The sequence below is a fragment of the Mucilaginibacter psychrotolerans genome, assembly GCF_004519315.1.
GTDB lineage: Bacteria > Bacteroidota > Bacteroidia > Sphingobacteriales > Sphingobacteriaceae > Mucilaginibacter > Mucilaginibacter psychrotolerans.
On sequence record NZ_SOZE01000019.1, the window covers coordinates 1 to 13381 of the forward strand.

General features: G+C 44.7%; 14 protein-coding genes, 2 pseudogenes and 1 CRISPR repeat array. Of the genes and pseudogenes, 7 read left to right on the plus strand and 9 right to left on the minus strand.

What is annotated here, in order from left to right; translation table 11 throughout:
• From E2R66_RS29390 to E2R66_RS28695, 3 genes and pseudogenes are all read left to right on the plus strand, one after another.
• Positions 1 to 105 (plus strand): annotated as a pseudogene (locus tag E2R66_RS29390) (IS982 family transposase); the annotation flags it as partial.
• A 31-nt stretch (positions 106 to 136) separates the two neighbouring features.
• A pseudogene (locus E2R66_RS29305) lies at positions 137 to 544 on the plus strand (DUF6934 family protein); the annotation flags it as partial.
• A gap of 19 nt (positions 545 to 563) precedes the next feature.
• Positions 564 to 737: a hypothetical protein gene (locus E2R66_RS28695; RefSeq protein WP_192901991.1), complete on the plus strand. Its 174-nt coding sequence runs from the start codon at positions 564 to 566 to the stop codon at positions 735 to 737.
• A gap of 75 nt (positions 738 to 812) precedes the next feature.
• On the opposite strand, the gene dxs is transcribed toward E2R66_RS28695, so the two are convergent.
• Positions 813 to 2744 (minus strand): 1-deoxy-D-xylulose-5-phosphate synthase, encoded by a 1932-nt coding sequence (dxs, locus tag E2R66_RS17530; protein WP_133233107.1) that lies wholly within the window; start codon positions 2742 to 2744, stop codon positions 813 to 815.
• 135 nt (positions 2745 to 2879) lie between these two features.
• On the opposite strand from dxs, the gene E2R66_RS17535 reads away from it, so the two are divergent.
• Positions 2880 to 3647 (plus strand): segregation and condensation protein A, encoded by a 768-nt coding sequence (locus tag E2R66_RS17535; protein ID WP_133232906.1) that lies wholly within the window; start codon positions 2880 to 2882, stop codon positions 3645 to 3647.
• Here E2R66_RS17535 and E2R66_RS17540 read toward each other — a convergent pair.
• Both E2R66_RS17540 and E2R66_RS28700 read right to left on the minus strand, forming a co-directional pair.
• Positions 3644 to 3877 carry a hypothetical protein gene (locus tag E2R66_RS17540; protein WP_133232908.1) on the minus strand — a complete coding sequence of 78 codons (234 nt, stop codon included), beginning with the start codon at positions 3875 to 3877 and terminating at the stop codon, positions 3644 to 3646. The two genes, E2R66_RS17535 and E2R66_RS17540, sit on opposite strands and share 4 nt — an antisense overlap.
• 108 nt (positions 3878 to 3985) lie before the next feature.
• Positions 3986 to 4159 carry a hypothetical protein gene (locus tag E2R66_RS28700; protein WP_192901992.1) on the minus strand — a complete coding sequence of 58 codons (174 nt, stop codon included), beginning with the start codon at positions 4157 to 4159 and terminating at the stop codon, positions 3986 to 3988.
• A 175-nt stretch (positions 4160 to 4334) separates the two neighbouring features.
• Between E2R66_RS28700 and E2R66_RS17545 the strand changes: the two genes are divergently transcribed.
• Together E2R66_RS17545 and E2R66_RS17550 are read left to right on the plus strand one after the other, a co-directional pair.
• Positions 4335 to 5447: an SPFH domain-containing protein gene (locus tag E2R66_RS17545; RefSeq protein ID WP_133232910.1), complete on the plus strand. Its 1113-nt coding sequence runs from the start codon at positions 4335 to 4337 to the stop codon at positions 5445 to 5447.
• A 24-nt stretch (positions 5448 to 5471) separates the two neighbouring features.
• Positions 5472 to 6602, plus strand: a complete 1131-nt coding sequence (locus E2R66_RS17550) for a zinc finger domain-containing protein (protein WP_133232912.1) — start codon at positions 5472 to 5474, stop codon at positions 6600 to 6602.
• Between the two features lie 88 nt (positions 6603 to 6690).
• Here the strand turns inward: E2R66_RS17550 and E2R66_RS17555 are convergent, their stop codons facing one another.
• The 3 genes from E2R66_RS17555 to E2R66_RS17565 all read right to left on the minus strand — a co-directional run bounded on the left by E2R66_RS17555 (position 6691) and on the right by E2R66_RS17565 (position 8338).
• A complete protein-coding gene (locus E2R66_RS17555) occupies positions 6691 to 7269 on the minus strand; it encodes a YdeI/OmpD-associated family protein (protein WP_133232914.1) in 579 nt (192 codons plus the stop codon).
• A gap of 296 nt (positions 7270 to 7565) precedes the next feature.
• Positions 7566 to 8060 (minus strand): helix-hairpin-helix domain-containing protein, encoded by a 495-nt coding sequence (locus E2R66_RS17560; RefSeq protein WP_133232916.1) that lies wholly within the window; start codon positions 8058 to 8060, stop codon positions 7566 to 7568.
• A complete protein-coding gene (locus E2R66_RS17565; protein ID WP_133232918.1) occupies positions 8057 to 8338 on the minus strand; it encodes an SNARE-associated domain-containing protein in 282 nt (93 codons plus the stop codon). Before E2R66_RS17565 ends, E2R66_RS17560 begins: the two co-directional genes overlap by 4 nt.
• A gap of 154 nt (positions 8339 to 8492) precedes the next feature.
• On the opposite strand from E2R66_RS17565, the gene E2R66_RS17570 reads away from it, so the two are divergent.
• Entirely contained in the window at positions 8493 to 9662 is a 1170-nt protein-coding gene (locus tag E2R66_RS17570) for an ATP-binding protein (RefSeq protein ID WP_133232920.1), read from the plus strand.
• A 152-nt stretch (positions 9663 to 9814) separates the two neighbouring features.
• On the opposite strand, the gene E2R66_RS17575 is transcribed toward E2R66_RS17570, so the two are convergent.
• The 3 genes from E2R66_RS17575 to cas2 form a co-directional block, all read right to left on the minus strand.
• The gene (locus E2R66_RS17575) at positions 9815 to 10054 is read right to left on the minus strand and encodes a hypothetical protein (RefSeq protein ID WP_133232922.1); all 240 of its coding nucleotides are present in this window, start codon (positions 10052 to 10054) and stop codon (positions 9815 to 9817) included.
• 338 nt (positions 10055 to 10392) lie between these two features.
• The gene (locus E2R66_RS17580) at positions 10393 to 10791 is read right to left on the minus strand and encodes a CRISPR-associated endonuclease Cas1 (protein WP_192901993.1); all 399 of its coding nucleotides are present in this window, start codon (positions 10789 to 10791) and stop codon (positions 10393 to 10395) included.
• A 299-nt stretch (positions 10792 to 11090) separates the two neighbouring features.
• Positions 11091 to 12958: a CRISPR direct-repeat array (repeat unit 46 nt; unit sequence GTTGTGATTTGCTTTCATTCTTTGAACAACTGATATTTGGAACAAC).
• Positions 12959 to 13048: 90 nt separating this feature from the next.
• Entirely contained in the window at positions 13049 to 13378 is a 330-nt protein-coding gene (cas2, locus tag E2R66_RS17585; protein ID WP_133232926.1) for a CRISPR-associated endonuclease Cas2, read from the minus strand.
• Positions 13379 to 13381 lie beyond the last annotated feature (3 nt).

Genomic DNA, 13381 nt, shown 5'->3' on the forward strand with positions numbered 1-13381 from the left:
TTTATCGCTAATATCGTGGCTGGATTAATCGCATACTCATTTTTTCCTAAAAAACCGTCCATCTCTTATCAATCGACCTATTCTAATCAGATGGCCGCCTTTTGATTAATCGAACTCAGGTTATAAGGTCGGCGATAATTTCCAGGACTTTTCGTTTTACAGCGAAGGGCCTAAGGGAAGGATAAAAAAGATTGTTATATACTCTAAAATCCAAGACTATCCTACAATTTATAATTTGGCTTTTGGTGATGAATGTTCGGTCAACGGAGGTGTTAACGATAAGGTTGTAACTGATAACAATGATAGGGATATTGTTCTGGCCACTGTCGCGAAGACAATTAGCAATTTTTGTGACTATTATGGTAATCATCTCATTTACGCCAGAGGAAGCACGCCATCCCGGACAAGGCTATATCAAATCAGCATTGGTCGGTTATATCACGAAATTTGTACTGATTTTGAGGTGCTTGGTATAATAGGGGATCAAGTGTACGCGTTTCAAATCAACGTTAACTATGATGCTTTTTTGATTAAGAGAAAATAAACCAATATATTTGATATAAATGAAAGGAGTTAGGATGCCAGCAGCAAAAAAGACAAAAGCAGAAAAAGGATACGGCAAAATGACGATTGATCCTAATATTAAGAGTCATGCGAACGACCCCTTTGTTTTGAAGAAAGTAGAAGAAGCAAGGGAAACCCTCAGCAAGTTAAAACTGCCCGAATATTTAAAGTAGTAGAGTCACGTATACACAAAAAGCGATTGGTAACTCCAATCGCTTTTTTGCTAAAATATCCATTTTACAGCTTTTTTACGAAGCTATCGTATGTTTATTGCATTTGATATCCAGGCTTTGTACTTTGGTAACAATGGCTGCGGCATCGTAACCGCATTCGGCCCAAAGTTCGGGCTGTTCGCCGTGTTCGATATACCTATCGGGGATACCCAGGCGGATAACTTGGGTGGCCTGGTAATTATTATCGGCCATAAACTCTAACAGCGCCGTGCCCATTCCGCCTTCTATACAGCCATCTTCCACCGTAATTACACAGCGGAACTTTCTGAAAACCTCGTGTAGCATGGCTGCATCAAGCGGCTTTACGAAACGGAGGTCGTAATGCGCAGGGTAATAACCTAATTCGTTTAGCCGGGTGGTAGCTTTCACCACTTCGTTGCCAATGGTGCCTATGGACACGATTGCTACATCCTCGCCATCAGATATTTTGCGGCCCTTGCCAACAGGGATAGCTTTGAATGGTTTGCGCCAGTCTACCATCACGCCGTTACCACGCGGGTAGCGGATACTAAAAGGCCCCATATTTTCCTGCTGTGCGGTGTACATCAGGTTGCGCAGTTCCTCCTCGTTCATGGGCGCAGATACAGTCATATTGGGGATGCAACGCATGTAGGCAAGGTCGTAAGCGCCATGATGGGTTGGCCCATCGGCACCTGCAATACCTGCACGATCCAGGCAGAATATTACATTGAGTTTTTGTATCGCTACGTCATGTATCACCTGATCGTAAGCGCGCTGCATAAAGCTGCTGTAGATGTTGCAGAAAGGCACCAGGCCTTGAGTAGCCAATCCGGCAGAAAACGTAACCGCGTGCTGCTCGGCAATACCTACGTCAAACGCACGGTTAGGCATGGCCTTCATCATCAGGTTAAGAGAACTGCCCGATGGCATAGCCGGGGTGATGCCCATTATCTTCGGGTTTGCCTCGGCCAGTTCTATTATGGTATGGCCAAACACATCCTGATATTTAGGCGGTTGCGGCTTATCGTATTTTGTCTTTTTTATTTCGCCGGTTATCTTATCAAACAAGCCCGGTGCGTGCCATTTGGTTTGGTCTTTTTCGGCCAGAGCATAGCCTTTACCCTTTACAGTAATGCAATGTAATAGCTTAGGTCCGGGAATATCGCGCAGATCTTTAAGTACTTTTACCAAATGCTCCACATCGTGACCGTCGATAGGGCCGAAATAGCGGAACTTGAGCGCCTCGAAGAAGTTGCTGCGTTTGAGCAAGGTGCCTTTGATGCTTTTCTCAATCTTCTTGGCAATTTTAAATGCATCCGGGCCAATGGCCGATAACTTGGAAAGCACGGTCGCTATATCGTCCCTAAACCTGTTGTAGGGTTTAGAGGTAGTAATATCGGTAAGATATTCTTTCAGCGCGCCCACGTTGGGGTCAATCGCCATGTTATTATCGTTCAGTATCACCAGCAAGTTGCTGTTTTCTATACCTGCATGGTTTAGCGCCTCAAAGGCAAGCCCGGCTGTCATAGCACCATCGCCTATTACGGCCACGTGCTGCCTGTCGGTTTCGCCTTTGTATTGTGAAGCTACCGCCATACCCAATGCTGCCGAAATAGAGGTAGAAGAGTGCCCAACGCCAAAGGTATCGTAAACGCTTTCGCTGCGTTTTGGGAAACCGCTAATGCCATGGTACAAACGGTTGGTGTGGAATTGCTCGCGGCGGCCGGTGAGTATCTTATGGCCATATGCCTGGTGACCTACGTCCCAAACCAGTTGATCGTATGGGGTGTTTAATACATATTGCAGGGCAACGGTGAGCTCTACCGTACCCAAACTGGCAGCAAAGTGCCCCCCGTTTACCGATACTACATCGATAATATAGTGGCGCAGCTCATCGCACACCTGTTTAAGTTCGTCTTCCTTAAATTGCTTTAAATCAGATGGATTGATAATCCTTTTTAACAAATCACCGGCGGGTACCTGCATGGACATTCTTTAGAAGTATTTAACTTACAAAGTAAGCGATATTATGCGATAAAATTAGAATAGTATAAAGGTAAATAATAGTTTGCGAAAAACATTTATAATTGTTTACCGCGTTTTAACTGTATTTTTGAACTTATGACCGATGATAGCTTCGCGATAAGGCTTCCCCAGTTTGAGGGACCGTTCGATTTGCTCTTGTTTTTTATAGAGCGCGACGAACTGGATATACACGATATCCCTATTGCTAAAATTACCGACGATTTCCTGCAATACATTCACCACATGACGGTGCTGAACATGGAACTGGCGAGCGAATTTATATTTATAGCCGCCACCCTTATGCGCATCAAAGCTAAAATGTTGCTACCCCGCTATAATAGCGGCGAGGAAGAGAACGAACTGGATACCAAAGAAGGCTTGATACGCAAGCTTATTGAATACAAGAAATTTAAAGAGCTTTGCGAAGAGATACGCCCTTATGAAGATGAGCGTTTTAAACAGGAAAAGCGAGGCAACATTAAGCAGGATCTGGAACAGGTAGAGAAAGTTTCCCTACCCGGCGAAGAACTATCTGAACTTAACCTGTATAAGCTAATGGTGGTTTATAACCGCCTGATGAAGCAATACCTCACCCGCACCGAAACCGTTACACACACGGTGGTGCAATACCCCTACACCATAGAAAAGCAAAAACAGGCGATACAAAACCTGCTGCAGATAAACAAACGGCTAGACTTTGGCAGCATTGCCGCCGGCAGCGAAAACAAAGTACACTTTGTTTACAACTTTTTAGCCGTGCTGGAAATGCTGCAGCAGGAAATGATCGATATACAAATTGGCCTGGGCTTCAATAACTTTTGGATAGCGCCAAGAGGAGAGATGTTAGCCCCTGATGGAGATTAGTGGTTAACTATCCCGGCCAGTTCGCTCACATCCGTTTTTAATTTTCTGGCTTTTTTCTCCTGCCTTTTCAGGTAATCTTTGGCATGTTCTTTCAGTTCCGCGGCCGCCGCGTCTATATCGGTTTTGCGTTTGATATACAGGTAAGTAATTGCACCTGCAAAAATTGCCCCTAAAGTTAGGCCGGCTACCAGTAATTTGCTGTTATCGTGTTTTTTGAATGGATTTTTCATGGTATTGTTTTTTTTAGACAACGCACCGATGAGCCTTTTAGTTCTTAGCAATGTTAAAAAAACGCGTAAAGGATTGATATCGACAGGCTGTTACCTCGTGACAAGCTATTATTGGCTATGCGCAACTTTTGTACGGACGGGCTGCACACCGGCTTGCGATTGTTGGTTGCATTTGCCTAATAGCACCCAAATAATGATGAATATGATAATGGTAGAGAAGCACCCGCCTCCCAGTTTTTTTGCGCCCCATGCGGCGATAAGCCCCCTAAAGAAATTATTCATTTGATTTTTTTTGTAGATAAACAACGTTCGTGCTGTATGGTTTGACGGCGTACTGATTTATGGAAAGATGGCTTCAACAACCGATATAGCTCGTTGGCGCAAATTTTTACCCAGACTTATACTTCTCCTATCGTTTTTTTGCATATTTAGATTTTCAAATAAACCTAAAAAACATATGGGCCTATTCAGCAAACTGCTCAACGAGTTGATAGATGTAATAGAGTGGGTAGATACCACCCAGGATACGTTGGTATGGAAGTTTCCGCGCAACGATAACGCCATAAAAATGGGTGCGAAGCTTACCGTGCGCGAATCGCAGGCTGCCGTCTTTATGAACGAGGGCCGCATTGCCGACGTGTTTTTGCCCGGCATGTACGAACTGCATACCGAAAATATGCCCATACTCACCACCCTGCAAAGCTGGAAGTACGGTTTTAACAGTCCGTTTAAAGCCGATGTATATTTTGTGAGCATGCGCCAGTTTGTAAACCAGAAATGGGGCACCAAAAACCCGGTTATGCTGCGCGATGCTGAGTTTGGCCCCGTAAGGCTGCGAGCTTTTGGTTCGTTTAACTTTAAGGTTCAGGATCCGAAGGTTTTCCTTACCGAGGTATCGGCAACCAACCCCGATTTTGTGATAGAGTATATTGAAGAGCAATTACGTAATACCATCGTGTCGCGGGGCATGGATGCAGTAGCCCAATCAAAAATACCGGTATTAGACCTTGCTGCCAGCTACAACGAGATGGGCCAGCTAATAGCCCAAACCATACAGCCCGATTTTGCCGAGCTTGGCCTTAACCTTACCAAAATACTGGTGGAGAATATCTCATTACCACCCGAGGTAGAAGAGGTGCTTGATAAACGCAGCTCGATGGGCATATTGGGCAACCTTGGTGCTTATGCGCAGTTCCAGGCAGCAAACGCTATGGAGAAAGCCGCAGAGAATACCATAGGCGGCAACCTTGGCGCCGCAGGCATGGGCTTGGGCGTAGGCGCTGCTATGATGGGCCAGGTAGGCAACGTTTTTAAGCCCGGCAACTTCGATGGCAACAACCCATCCGGGGCGGATGGACCGCCGCCATTGCCATCTACGCAATACCATATTGCTATTGACGGTAAATCTGACGGGCCGCACAGCCTCGCAAATATCGGCGCGATGGTGGCATCCAAAGCCATTACTAAAGATACTGTGGTTTGGAAGAAAGGTATGGCCGGATGGGCCGCCGCAGGCACCGTTGCCGAACTTGCCGGTTTCTTTGACAACGAACCGCCACCATTACCTTAAGTATCACCCTAAAACCATTAATAAATGAGCGGACCAGCAAAGCCGGCCGATAGCATCAGCAAATCATTAAAATGCGGGGGATGCGGAGCCCTGTTGCACTTTGTACCCGGCACACGTACCCTTAAATGCAGTTATTGCGGCGAAAGTAATACCATAGCCGATGCGGGGGACAATGATGTGATTGAGCCTGTTGACTATGATGAATTTGTTGCAGGCATCGATGTTAATAAGCAAATCGACGACATCAAGGTAGTCGACTGCAAGAACTGCGGCTCGCAAACGGTGCTTGATGCATCGGTAACAGCCGACAAATGCCCTTTTTGCACAGCGCCATTAGTGTTGAACCTGCAGGCAGGCAAGGAATATTTGCCGCCGCATTATATTTTACCCTTCGAGGTTAGCCAAAAGGAAGGCGTAGAGTTTTTTAGGAAATGGCTTAAGGGATTGTGGTGGTCACCTAACGATCTGGCGCAAAAGGCCGGGGGTAGCACATCAACTTTAAATGGCGTGTACCTGCCTTATTGGGCCTACGATACCGATACTGTAACCGATTATACCGGCGAGCGCGGCGACTATTACTACACCACCGAAACTTACACCGAAACGGTGGACGGCAAAACCCAAACCCGTACCCGGCAGGTGAGGCACACCCGCTGGTCGTATGCTTCGGGTACGGTTGAATGCAGCTTCCGCGACCTTTTGGTGGCCGCCAGTAAATCGCTCCCGGAGAAAACACTGAACAAACTTACGCCCTGGAAACTGCAGATGCTGGCCCGGTTTGATGAGCGTTATACCAGCGGTTTCCGATCAGAAACCTACCAGCTGAGCCCGGAACTGGGTTTGCTAAAAGCCCAGGAACAGACCGTTTCGGAAATTGAATCGGCTATTCGCGATGATATTGGCGGCGATGAGCAGCGCATCGACAACAGGGACACCGATTACCAAAACAAGGCCATCAAATACATTATGCTACCGGTGTGGGTGAGTGCTTACAATTACAACAATAAAGTTTACCAGTTTACCGTAAACGCCAGCACTGGCGAAGTTATTGGCGAACGGCCGCTAAGCGCTATCAAGATTACGCTGGCGATATTATTGGGTTTGGCTTTGATTGCCTTGGCTGGGTTCCTGTATATGCAGAATGCGAACAGATAGGAATGGTTACAGTTAAATATTAGTTAAATAAGCCTCCAATCTTCCTGCCGTTTGCGCAAACCCGTCGCTGGCTTTTTTGCGGTAATTGTTAGTCGTCTAGCCCTTTGCCTGCCAGTATCCGGGGTATGCATTTCTCCACCCTTGCCTCACGTGTTTTGGCTTGCTTAGGCTGCGCAATATGCAGTAGGTAGCCACGTTGCCTACCGGGCGTTAGTGCCTCAAAGGCGGTTTTAAGGGCAGGAAGTTCCTCTAATTTAAGCTGAAATTCTTCTGCCATTTCAAATTCCTTTGTCTTTTTCAACTCTACCTTCAAGTCGGCTTGTTCCACTTCTATGGCTTCGTGGATGTAAGCTTTTAATGCCGGTTCGAGCTCGGCTATTGCCGTAGTACCCGTAAACCTTATCTGCCGTGCGGCCTGCACATTCTCAGTCTGTTGGATAAGGATGCCATTCGCATCATTCAATAACGCACCTTTGAAGAACAGGTAAGCGCAATATTCTTTAAATACATGTATCAATACAATATTACTTTGCTTGTAGGTATAGCAGGGGCATCCCCACTTTAACTCTTCCTCCAATCCGCAATCCAGTGCGATACGCCTGAGTAAGGCAATCTCCTGCTGCCATTTGCCGGGCTTGGCGAAATAAAAATCTACTTTGGGGTTCATGATATCGGTTTTGATATGACTAAGTTACAAAACCTATCCACACCATAATACATACCCGGAAAACTTTACACAGTGTAATACCGTCCTGGTTTGTCTTGGTGACAGACCACCTGAACCCCCGCCAATACCAGCCAGTTTTGTGCAGATTTTGTTTTATAGAAATTTGGAAAATAGATGCGCAAAGCGGGCATGCATAGCGGCGGGCTTTGCCTCAACAACAAGATATCTCCTCGCTATCGCTCGTTCGATAGGACAAGTTTTATTAAAGTCCGCCGCTAATTGATCTGTTTGATAGCCTAATCCCTTTTATAGGCATTCATTTTGGGGTATTTTTCATCTTCGTACCAAGGCTTTTGCGGCCGGTTGGCAGCAAAGCCATGTTGTTCGCGGTAGGCCTTACGTTCGGCTGTAAAATGCCACCAGCGTTTGCTATCGTCACGGGTTTCGATGTAATGCACCAGCAGTCTGTAGGAATCTTCCACACAGGGGTCGGCCCAGGTACCACAATGATTTTCAAAGGCATCAAAGAGTTCTACCGCGTCTTTCCCTTTAAGCTGGGCTAAGGAATAATACCCCTGGCCGATAAGTTCTTCTGCGAAATTGATGCCCAACGAGGGGATACTTTGAAACTCCGCAAGCGCTTGTAATTCTTTGGCGCGATGCGGCGATGCATTCAGTAGTACAGCAACTTCATCCGGAGCATGATCCTGTAACATCTTTTGGCTGATTTTTTGGGCTTTCAGCGTTTGCTTTTCTGTTTCGGTTAACCGGTAATTGATATTCTTTTTCATAGCACCTCCACATAGTTGATAATGAATTTCGCTACCTGTTCCTGCTCAATAACATTTAGGTCGTCGCCATCGTATATCCAATAACCATCCGAATCAAATAAAACCCTGCCCAGGTTTTCGCCGGTTTGATCATAAGCGGTATATAGTTCGTAACACTGGTGCCCAACAGGTGCATAAGATGGCACTACCCTGATTACCTCACTGCCACCGTTATGCCGGTTAAGCCAGGCTTTCGCCTCATCCCGCAGAAATATTTTCGACTTGAGCTGCTGCATCATTCAAAGCTTTTTTTCAAAGATAAATGAAAAGCTAATATTTTTAGTATAAAACCCGCCCGAAATATCAAAAAAAAATGACTGATGGTTCTGCCGGACGGTTTCCGCCAGTGAAATTGTCCTTGCAAATTGAATATTTAATGTTATGATTGCAAGGATGATGACAAGATTTGCAGAAGTCGAAATAGCATTATTGATGCAGGAGTTTCCTGCCGTGGGCTTATTGGGCCCGCGCCAAATTGGTAAAGCTACCCTGGCGGAGCATATTGCGCTTAATTTTGATTCGTCGCTCTATTTAGATTTAGAAAGCCCGGCCGACCTGGCCAAGTTAAGCGAGCCGGAAGATTATTTTGAACGGCATAAAGGCAAGTTGATTATACTGGATGAAGTACAGCGGGTGCCTGAATTGTTCGGGATATTGCGGGGAGTAATCGACAGGCGGCGAAAGGATGGTTTAAAAAAGGCCCAGTTTGTGATATTAGGTTCTGCATCGCTCGAACTTTTAAAGCAATCTGAAACGCTAGCTGGGCGCATTGCTTATATAAACCTTGCCGGGATAAACGTAAAAGAGCTTTTAGCAACAACCATTCCGCAACACCAATTATGGTTGCGCGGAGGTTTCCCGGACAGCCTGTTGGCAAATAGCGATGATGCGAGTTTACGCTGGCGGTTGAATTTCATCACCACTTACCTGGAACGCGATGTGCCTCAATTCGGGCCGAGGATACCTTCGGTTACACTAAGAAGGCTGTGGACGATGCTGGCACATAACCACGGCGGCCAACTTAATATTGCCCAGCTTGGGGCTAACCTCGATTTGTCGGGCCCTACCGTAAAACGGTATATCGAGCTATTGGAAGATCTATTGCTCATCCGCTCTATCCGCCCATGGTTCGGTAATGTTGGCAAGCGCCTGGTGAAAGCGCCAAAGGTTTACATCCGCGATAGCGGGCTGGTGCATGCCCTGCTCAACCTGAAAACATTAGACGAGGTGCTGAGCCATCCCGTAATTGGTGCCAGCTGGGAGGGTTTTGTAATAGAGAATATCATCTCATGCCTGCCGCAGGGCGTAACCTACTGGTTTTATCGTACATCGGCCGGTGCCGAAATTGATTTGGTAGTAGAGAAAAGCAACACCAACAAATTCGCCATAGAAATAAAACGTTCGTTAACCCCAACAGTATCCAAGGGCTTTTACCTGGCGTGCGAGGATATAGCGGCAACGCATCGTTTTGTGGTTTATCCGGGCGGTGAAAAATTCCTGTTAAGCAAAGGCGTTTATGCCATCTCTCTTATAGAGATGATGGATTTGTTGACGCAGATATAATCTAAACGGTATTTTCCCCCTTTGCCATCCTGAGCGATAGCGAAGGATCTTACACCCCCCTTCTACAAGCTTAGCTACGTGCCTGTTATCTACAGGTCAGCGCGTCGCTCTACAGCTCCGCTACCACTAATCAACCTGTATTTCGCGGGTTCTTAATTCTTCTTTGTGGTATCCCTAAACCGGCAATCGGTTTCTGATCCGGGGTGCGCGTTGTTTTCGCGGGCCTCAAAGGCGCGGAACTCGTCATAAGTTTTATCGCACACTATATAGCTAGTATCGCGCCCCGGGCGGTTGACGGCGTACCGGCGATCGCAGCGTGCGCAGTGCGGTACCTGGTCGTCATAGCAACCGGCCAGCATGGCCAGTAGTAGGATGATAGATAATTTTTTCATATGGTAGTTGTTAATTTTCTTTTCAAAAAGCCTCCTCACCCTCGCCTGTCGGGTACTTCAACATAAACCTTATCACAATAATCACCTGCCCGGAGGGAGAAATCGAATCTCTCATTAAACCGTTAGTCTAAACAGGCAATACCGGCGTGGCTAACCCACCTAAATTCCCCCCGTGTTCTCGCTATGGTATAAAGAATAAAACCACTGTATTTCAATGCGCCAAATGGCCGAAGGCATCGCTGATATCGATGTGTTTAAATAAGGCATCTATTTTTCCTTCAATCACTTCCATCATGCGGCCTGCCAGTGTTTTTTTAGAAGCAGTCACCAAATGGCCCTTAGCTGCACATCGTATCGCCACAAAAAAGCAGGCCATGCAGATGTTGTGATTTGCTTTCATTTTTTGAACAAGTGATATTTGAAACAACGGATTCGCCGTATAGCAACAAAGCAGATATAGTATGGTGCCCGTCTATAGGCAGCATCATGCCAGTGATGTGGCGGGTATGGTTGCAAGTAATAATGGCCGAATTGTTATATAACAGCGCGGCTATACAGCCATGGGTAATGGTAATTTGCTGATGATTGAGCACTACGATGCCTGTGTCTTCAATCGGTACCGATTTTTTACTTTCCATTTCGCCTAACACTTTCAGTTGCGGGAGATCTATCAGCAACTGGCCTTCCTTTAAACTTAGGTAAGCCGGGTTACTAAAGTGAAGCGTGCGTTTTATCATATTGCCTCATTTAAATGGTGATGGGTTTAGCAATAGGCTGGTGTTTTGAGACTTCACCAACCTACCAAAAGGCCGGTAATTGACGTTTAATTACTTACACAAATATATACTTGGGCGCAACAGGAAAAAAGGGGTGAAAACACGGTATTTTTTGATTTGAAAATAATTGTACCTTGTTTGGCTATAGGGACGAAAATGTGCCTGCATAAAAAAAGACGAGAGTTCCCCCCGCCTTAAATGTTTTCACAACGGAATAATCCTTATTGCGATTTGCTTTCGATGTAAAGAGATACAATTTAGTTGTGATTTGCTTTCATTCTTTGAACAACTGATATTTGGAACAACTATTGGTATAGATACACCGCCCGGCACGTTGTTGTGATTTGCTTTCATTCTTTGAACAACTGATATTTGGAACAACAAGTGGCGCAACGAAAGCATCAAAGGTGGAGTTGTGATTTGCTTTCATTCTTTGAACAACTGATATTTGGAACAACGGGAAGGTAATATCATTCGTTAAGCAGGTTGTTGTGATTTGCTTTCATTCTTTGAACAACTGATATTTGGAACAACCTTCATGGGCGCATACATCAACACGGGAGTGTTGTGATTTGCTTTCATTCTTTGAACAACTGATATTTGGAACAACCTGAAAAGCTTAAAGTATCGCTCGATACTCGTTGTGATTTGCTTTCATTCTTTGAACAACTGATATTTGGAACAACAATTAAGTATAAAGGGGCAGAACCATATTGTTGTGATTTGCTTTCATTCTTTGAACAACTGATATTTGGAACAACGGTAATGGAAGTATAAGCGAAGTAACAGCAGTTGTGATTTGCTTTCATTCTTTGAACAACTGATATTTGGAACAACCACATTCGAAATAGACCTAGACTGCGACATGTTGTGATTTGCTTTCATTCTTTGAACAACTGATATTTGGAACAACGCTGAAAGGAACATTGCAGTTTATGGTACAGTTGTGATTTGCTTTCATTCTTTGAACAACTGATATTTGGAACAACTAAATGCAGGTAAAATGACCATGGGAAGTGGTTGTGATTTGCTTTCATTCTTTGAACAACTGATATTTGGAACAACAAAAAATAGAACAACTACGCGAAGTCCTTAGTTGTGATTTGCTTTCATTCTTTGAACAACTGATATTTGGAACAACTGTAATTATTTGCCGCCGCTACCCGCGCTAGTTGTGATTTGCTTTCATTCTTTGAACAACTGATATTTGGAACAACGGTGTATGCGATTTAGATGCGTGGTTTACCGTTGTGATTTGCTTTCATTCTTTGAACAACTGATATTTGGAACAACGATACTTTCACGGATAAGCCGATTTATGAAGTTGTGATTTGCTTTCATTCTTTGAACAACTGATATTTGGAACAACGCCGTACTTCGCCGGGCGGTCCCATTCAATGTTGTGATTTGCTTTCATTCTTTGAACAACTGATATTTGGAACAACTGTAATTCGTGTTGCCATAGTAGTAAGATAGTTGTGATTTGCTTTCATTCTTTGAACAACTGATATTTGGAACAACAGCAGAGGCTTTAACGCATTATGGCGTATTGTTGTGATTTGCTTTCATTCTTTGAACAACTGATATTTGGAACAACAGACCACGTTACCGATGTGAGCGAGAATGTGTTGTGATTTGCTTTCATTCTTTGAACAACTGATATTTGGAACAACGGCTTTCCCGCAATGCCGCTATTATTGGGAGTTGTGATTTGCTTTCATTCTTTGAACAACTGATATTTGGAACAACCAAACGGTAGCTCATCCTCGGTAAATCGGTGTTGTGATTTGCTTTCATTCTTTGAACAACTGATATTTGGAACAACGGCAACGAGGCCGTTATCGATGATGAGGTTGTTGTGATTTGCTTTCATTCTTTGAACAACTGATATTTGGAACAACATCACCAGCAGCAACGCCGTTACCAAGGTGTTGTGATTTGCTTTCATTCTTTGAACAACTGATATTTGGAACAACGAGGGTGTGCGCCAGGGCGATGATATCTACGTTGTGATTTGCTTTCATTCTTTGAACAACTGATATTTGGAACAACCTCTACGAGCATGGGCTATACCTGATTTGTGTTGTGATTTGCTTTCATTCTTTGAACAACTGATATTTGGAACAACATACCCTGTATTAATTGTCTAAATATCAGTTCATTGCGTTCAAAACCAGGATTAAAAAAACCGGTTGCTTTGGCTTCCGGTTTTTTAATTTTAAAACAATTCCAATTGCTGCGGTGTGTTGGGCAGCTCTTTTTCTTCCTTGCCATAAAATAATTCCATCATGCCAAACTGCTTATCGGTAATGGTCATGATGCCTACATGCCCTTTAGGCGGGAGTATTTTTTTTACGCGTTTAATGTGTACATCGGCGTTTTCGCGGCTGCTGCAATGCCGCAGGTAAATGGAAAATTGGAACATGCCGAAGCCATCTTTCATAATATCCTTACGAAAGCGGCTGGCGATCTGCCTGTCCTTTTTGGTTTCTGTAGGCAGGTCAAAAAATACTAATACCCACAAAATGCGGTATTCATTTAAGCGCATCCA

Coding starts and splice junctions, on each gene's coding strand:
- E2R66_RS28695 (WP_192901991.1), top strand. CDS start 564: ATGAAAGGAGTTAGGATGCCAGCAGCAAAAAAGACAAAAGCAGAAAAA.
- dxs (WP_133233107.1), bottom strand. CDS start 2,744: ATGCAGGTACCCGCCGGTGATTTGTTAAAAAGGATTATCAATCCATCT.
- E2R66_RS17535 (WP_133232906.1), top strand. CDS start 2,880: ATGACCGATGATAGCTTCGCGATAAGGCTTCCCCAGTTTGAGGGACCG.
- E2R66_RS17540 (WP_133232908.1), bottom strand. CDS start 3,877: ATGAAAAATCCATTCAAAAAACACGATAACAGCAAATTACTGGTAGCC.
- E2R66_RS28700 (WP_192901992.1), bottom strand. CDS start 4,159: ATGAATAATTTCTTTAGGGGGCTTATCGCCGCATGGGGCGCAAAAAAA.
- E2R66_RS17545 (WP_133232910.1), top strand. CDS start 4,335: ATGGGCCTATTCAGCAAACTGCTCAACGAGTTGATAGATGTAATAGAG.
- E2R66_RS17550 (WP_133232912.1), top strand. CDS start 5,472: ATGAGCGGACCAGCAAAGCCGGCCGATAGCATCAGCAAATCATTAAAA.
- E2R66_RS17555 (WP_133232914.1), bottom strand. CDS start 7,269: ATGAACCCCAAAGTAGATTTTTATTTCGCCAAGCCCGGCAAATGGCAG.
- E2R66_RS17560 (WP_133232916.1), bottom strand. CDS start 8,060: ATGAAAAAGAATATCAATTACCGGTTAACCGAAACAGAAAAGCAAACG.
- E2R66_RS17565 (WP_133232918.1), bottom strand. CDS start 8,338: ATGATGCAGCAGCTCAAGTCGAAAATATTTCTGCGGGATGAGGCGAAA.
- E2R66_RS17570 (WP_133232920.1), top strand. CDS start 8,493: ATGATGACAAGATTTGCAGAAGTCGAAATAGCATTATTGATGCAGGAG.
- E2R66_RS17575 (WP_133232922.1), bottom strand. CDS start 10,054: ATGAAAAAATTATCTATCATCCTACTACTGGCCATGCTGGCCGGTTGC.
- E2R66_RS17580 (WP_192901993.1), bottom strand. CDS start 10,791: ATGATAAAACGCACGCTTCACTTTAGTAACCCGGCTTACCTAAGTTTA.
- cas2 (WP_133232926.1), bottom strand. CDS start 13,378: ATGCGCTTAAATGAATACCGCATTTTGTGGGTATTAGTATTTTTTGAC.